The organism is Streptomyces sp. AF1A, from assembly GCF_047340315.1.
GTDB lineage: Bacteria > Actinomycetota > Actinomycetes > Streptomycetales > Streptomycetaceae > Streptomyces.
This window is the reverse complement of sequence record NZ_JBLEBI010000292.1, coordinates 1-4908: the sequence shown is the minus strand read 5'-3', so window position 1 is coordinate 4908 and position 4908 is coordinate 1. Positions and strand designations below refer to the sequence as shown.

Annotated in this window: 3 protein-coding genes and 1 pseudogene; 2 read left to right on the top strand and 2 right to left on the bottom strand. The window is 76.0% G+C overall.

The annotated features are described in order from the left end of the window. Both ACLU3S_RS35780 and ACLU3S_RS35775 read right to left on the bottom strand, forming a co-directional pair. On the bottom strand, positions 1–1572 hold a 1572-nt coding region (locus tag ACLU3S_RS35780), incomplete at its 3' end, for a HEAT repeat domain-containing protein (protein ID WP_413956143.1). Positions 1573–1756: 184 nt separating this feature from the next. Beyond that, positions 1757–3436 carry an acyl-CoA dehydrogenase family protein gene (locus ACLU3S_RS35775; protein WP_413956142.1) on the bottom strand — a complete coding sequence of 560 codons (1680 nt, stop codon included), beginning with the start codon at positions 3434–3436 and terminating at the stop codon, positions 1757–1759. Between the two features lie 72 nt (positions 3437–3508). Here ACLU3S_RS35775 and ACLU3S_RS35770 point away from each other — a divergent pair, with 72 nt between their 5' ends. Next, positions 3509–4267 (top strand): PaaX family transcriptional regulator C-terminal domain-containing protein, encoded by a 759-nt coding sequence (locus ACLU3S_RS35770; protein WP_413956141.1) that lies wholly within the window; start codon positions 3509–3511, stop codon positions 4265–4267. Positions 4268–4675: 408 nt separating this feature from the next. Then, positions 4676–4908 (top strand): annotated as a pseudogene (locus ACLU3S_RS35765) (hypothetical protein); the annotation flags it as partial.

Sequence of the window (4908 nt, the reverse complement as noted above, 5' to 3'; positions counted from 1 at the left end):
CAGCAGAAAGGGCAGTACGGCGGACGCGTCACCCTCCGCCGACCACAGCGCGCCCGCCGCGGCGGCCGCGTGCCGGGTGCGCAGCAGCGTGCGCAGCAGCGGTGCCGCCTGCCCGGCAGCGCCGAGCACCTCCAGGGTCTCGATCACCTGGACCACGAGAGCGTCCCGCGCCCCCAGTCCGCCGGGCGCGCCCTCGAGCAGCCGCAGCACCTCCGGTACCGCGTCCGCGTCCTGGAGGGCACCCACGGCCGTGAGCAGCGGGGCGGCGACCCGGGCCGCGCCGGGGGAGGTCAGGGGGATCCGGCCCAGCCGCTGCCGCAACGCCGGGGCGAGCGGGGCCGCCGCACGGCCCAGGTGGGCCAGTTCCCGGCCCAGGTCCGGGAGCGCCGCGGGGCCGGCCAGCAGCCGGGCCAGGGGCGGGACCGCCCGCGGATCGCCGCTCCTGACAAGAGCCCTGAGCGGTCCGCCGAGCGTGGGGGAGCCACGCTCCCAGCGGTGCAACCACAGGTCGGGCCGGGCGGCCACCAGCGCGTGCAGGTCGTCCGCGGCGGGCACGGCCAGGGCGAACAGCTCCGCCAGGACCGAGACCGCCGCGTCCCGTAACCGGTCGTCATCGCACGCCAGTTGGGCGCCCAGGAGCCTGACGGCGGCGGTGTAGTCGCCGCGCCGGCTGCGGAACAGCCCCGCCGCCAGCCACACCGCAGTGCACCGGTCCACCGGGTCCGGGCTGGTCAACTGCCCGGTGAGCAGGGCGATCCGGTCGTCGACCCGGTCGCCGAGCGCGCGGTGCAGGGTGCGCAGCAGCTGGGCGCCCTCCTCGTCGGACGGGCGCAGCCGCCGTATGCGGCCCACCAGGGTGTCCGGGGCGGAGTGCTCCACGACGCGAGCGCGGCGCGCGGACCGCTCCCGCAGCAGCCGGACGGCCGTCGGCACCAGATCGGCGGGGAGCCGGGCGGGCGCGGCCAGCGCGAGCCGGCCCAGCGCGGCGAGCCGCGCCCCAGGGGCGTACGGCGGCGCGCTCTGCTCGGCCAGGAGGTCCAACGCGCCGTCGGCGTGCGCGGGGTACCGGCGGACGAACAACCCGAGCGCCTCGGTGAGCCCGAGCAGGACACGGTCGTCGCCCTCGGCCCGTATCCGCTGCCTCAACACGTCCAGAACGCGGGGCGGCTCGGACACGAAGCGCACCAGGGCCCCGGCCGCTGCCCGGCGCACCGACGGGTCGGGGTCCCGGGCGAGGCGCACGAACAGTTCGCCGCCCGCGCACACCGCCTCCCGTGCCCGCCGGTCCCCGCCCACGCTCTCCGCGCCGATGCGGACCAGCAACTCCACGATGCAGCCCCGGTCCGGCACCTCCTCGCGCGCCGCGAGCGAGAACAGGAACGGCACGCAGGCCAGCGTCGCGTCGTACACCCTCCCCTCGTGGTGCACGGTGCCGTACATCCCGTCGAGCGCGGTCGCCCGCTCGGCGGCGTCCGCGGACGCCAGCCCCCGTAACCACCCGGGCACGTCCTCCGCGCTGCCGCGCGCATGCCGCAGCGAGGCCCAGTCGACCTCGTCGATCCCCGTGAACACGTAGTCCTCCCCAGGCGAGTGTCACCTGATCGCGAGTGTGCACCACGACACTGACAACGGTGCGAAGCCGCACGCTGACTGTGTGCGATCCGTCGGCGCTCACCGGCCAACGGGAGCGGGGGAGGCTCGCGGACCTCCAAGGCGCGCGGCGCGACCCGCCCCGCGCACTCGCCCGGGGAAGGAGTCAGCCGTGGTGGGGCAGCGCCCGATCGAGGATCGCCCCCAGGTCGGTCCCGGCGGGCAGCGTGCCGAACGCGTGCCCCCAGTCACCCCCCAGCCGGGTCGCGCAGAACGCGTCCGCCACCGCATGCGGGGCGTACCGGACCAGCAGCGAGGCCTGCAGGGCGAGCGCCATCCGCTCGACCAGTCGGCGGGCGGTCACCGGGTCCGCCCCAGCCAACCCGTCCTTGAGCGCGGCCACGGCCCCGTCCAGGCGGGCGTCCGCGCCGCGTGCGAGGGCGAGTTCGGCGAACAGGGCCTCGGCCGTGTCCGCCTCCCGGCCGAGGGCGCGCAGCACGTCCAGCGCGTTGACGTTGCCCGAGCCCTCCCAGATCGACAGCAGCGGCGCCTCCCGGTAGTGCCGGGGCATGCCCGAGTCCTCCACGTATCCGTTGCCGCCCAGGCACTCCAGGGCCTCGGCGGTGAACGCCGGGCCCCGCTTGGTGACCCAGTACTTGCCGACGGCCGTGGCGATCCGCCGGAAGGCGCGCTCCCCGGCGTCCCCGCGCACCGCCCGGTCCGCGGCCCCGGCCAGCCGCAGCGTCAGCGTCGTCGCCGCCTCCGACTCCAGCGCCAGGTCGGCCAGGACGTTGCGCATCAGCGGCTGGTCGATGAGCCGGGCGCCGAACGCGCTGCGGTGCCGGGCGTGGTGGCCGGCCTCGACGAGGGTCTTGCGCATCAGGGTCGCCGAGGACATCACGCAGTCCAGGCGCGTGCAGTTGACCATCTCGATGATGGTCTTCACGCCCCGCCCCTCGGGTCCGACCAGCCAGGCCACGGTCCGGTCGAACTCCGGCTCGGAGGAGGCGTTGGAGCGGTTGCCCAGCTTGTCCTTCAGGCGCTGGACGCGGAAGGTGTTGCGGCTGCCGTCCGGCAGCACCCGCGGCACCAGGAAGCACGACAGCCCGCCGGGGGCCTGCGCCAGCACCAGGAAGACGTCGCACATCGGCGCCGACGTGAACCACTTGTGCCCCTGCAGCGTGTACACCCCGGGCTCGCCGGTGGGTGTGGCCGTGGTGGTGTTCGTCCGGACGTCCGAGCCGCCCTGCTTCTCGGTCATGCCCATCCCGGCGAGCAGTCCGGGCTTCTCGGTCGGCACCCGCAGGCCGGGCTCGTACTCCCGGCTCGTGAGCAGCGGCTCGTAGACCTTGGCGAGATCCGGCTGGGCGCGCAGGGCGGGCACGGCGGCGTACGTCATCGAGGTCGGGCAGCCGTGGCCCGCCTCCGTGTGGCCCCACACCAGTCCGCCCGCGGTGCGGGCCACATGGGCGCCGGGACGCTCGTCCGCCCATGGAGCCCCGGCCAGGCCCTCGGTGACCGCCGTGCGCATCAGGTGGTGCCAACTGGGGTGGAACTCCACCTCGTCGATGCGATGGCCGTAGCGGTCGTGGGTGCGCAGCACCGGCTCGTACCGGTTCGCCTGCTCGCCCCACTCCTGCGCCTGCGCGCTGCCGGCGCGCATCCCGAGGCGCCGGACGTCCTGCTCGGCCCACCCGGCGCCCTCGCGGCGCAGGCCCTCCAGCAGGGCCCGGTCGTCGGAGGCGTCGTACGGGGCCAGGGGCGGGGCCTGGTTGGTGACGTCGTGCGTGCCCTCGTACGGGGCGTACTGCGGCTGCGTGTGCAACTGCGCGGGTGTCGTGACCATACGAGCCATGTTGCACTCTTGCTGCGGCCGTAGCAATGATGCAACACGAAGTCGCACGTAGAGTACGTGCCCATGCGCATGAACGCGTCCGCCGGACCCGACACGGCCGGCCTGCGGCCCCTGTCCGCGCGGTCGGTGGTGCTCAGCATGCTCCTCGGCGTGCACCCGCCCGAGCTGCCGGTGAGGGACCTCGTGCGGCTGGTGGAGCCCTTCGGCGTCGGCGGTTCCACACTGCGGGCCGCGCTGAGCCGCATGGTGGCCGCGGGTGACCTGCGGCGCACGGACGCCGTGTACGCGCTCAGCGACCGGTTGCTGGCCCGCCAGCGCCGCCAGGACGACGCCGTGCACCCTCGCACGCGCGCGTGGCACGGCACCTGGGAGATGGTGGTGATCACGGCGACCGGCCGCGGCCCCGCCGAACGCGCCGAGCTGCGCGCCCGGCTGACCGCGCTGCGCCTGGCGGAGCTGCGCGAGGGCGTGTGGCTGCGCCCGGCCAACCTCGACCGCGCCCTGCCGGACGCACTGCGCCGCGTGGCGGAGACGTACACCGCCCGCCCCGACGCGGCGCCGCACGACCTGGCGGCCCGCCTGTGGCCGCTGGACGCCTGGGCCGCCACCGCCCGCGCCCTGCTCGCCCACGCGGAAGGCTCCCCGCACCCGGCCGACCGGCTGGCCGCCTTCGCGGCCATCGTGCGCCATCTGCTGGCCGACCCGGTCCTGCCGCCCGGTCTGCTTCCTGCCGACTGGCCGGGGCAGTCGCTGCGTGCGGCCTACGCCGGGTACCAGCGGGAACTGGCCGCGTCGGTGGGGCGCAGGGACTGGGGCGCCTGAGGGGCGGGGGGTTTTGGTGAGGCTGTCCCGGATACGGGCTGATCGCCACCGGGAGCGCTTTTACGGCCGTCGTGCGCCGTCTGCTCGCCGACCCCGTCCTGCCGGCCGGCCTGCCCCCTGCAGGGGCGCCTGACGGGCGGGCGGTCCCGGTGAGGCCGTCCGCGATGCGGCGCTGACCGCCGCCGGATGGTGAGGTGCCGACGGCCACCCGGTGACGCGGTGCCGACCGCCACCCGATCGCCGTCGGCGACCGCCCGCCGGAGTGCGCTTCCACGGTGGCGGATCCGTCGCTCGCCCGGGGGCGGGTGGCGTCGGCGCGGTGCCGGGCGTTCCCTGGGAAGTGGTGGATGACCAGCACGGCCGCGGGCACTCGGGGGCTACTGGACGCGATCTCACCCGAGGAGAGTCATGGCTGAGCAGAAGCCGTCGTCGGCCCTCACGGCGCCGCTGCGCGGCGCGGCCTCGGCGCTGCGCAAGGTGCCCGGTGCGGGGATGGTGAGCAGGGCGGCGGAGGAAACCCTGGACAAGGTCGGTGCGGTGTCCCCGCGCGGGCGTCGCATGGCGGTGTACGCCGGCGCCGGGCTGCTCGGCGCGGCGGGAGTGGTGGAGTGGCCCGTCGCCGTGACCGGCGCGGCGGTCGC

Coding starts and splice junctions, on each gene's coding strand:
- ACLU3S_RS35775 (WP_413956142.1), bottom strand. CDS start 3,436: ATGGTCACGACACCCGCGCAGTTGCACACGCAGCCGCAGTACGCCCCG.
- ACLU3S_RS35770 (WP_413956141.1), top strand. CDS start 3,509: ATGCGCATGAACGCGTCCGCCGGACCCGACACGGCCGGCCTGCGGCCC.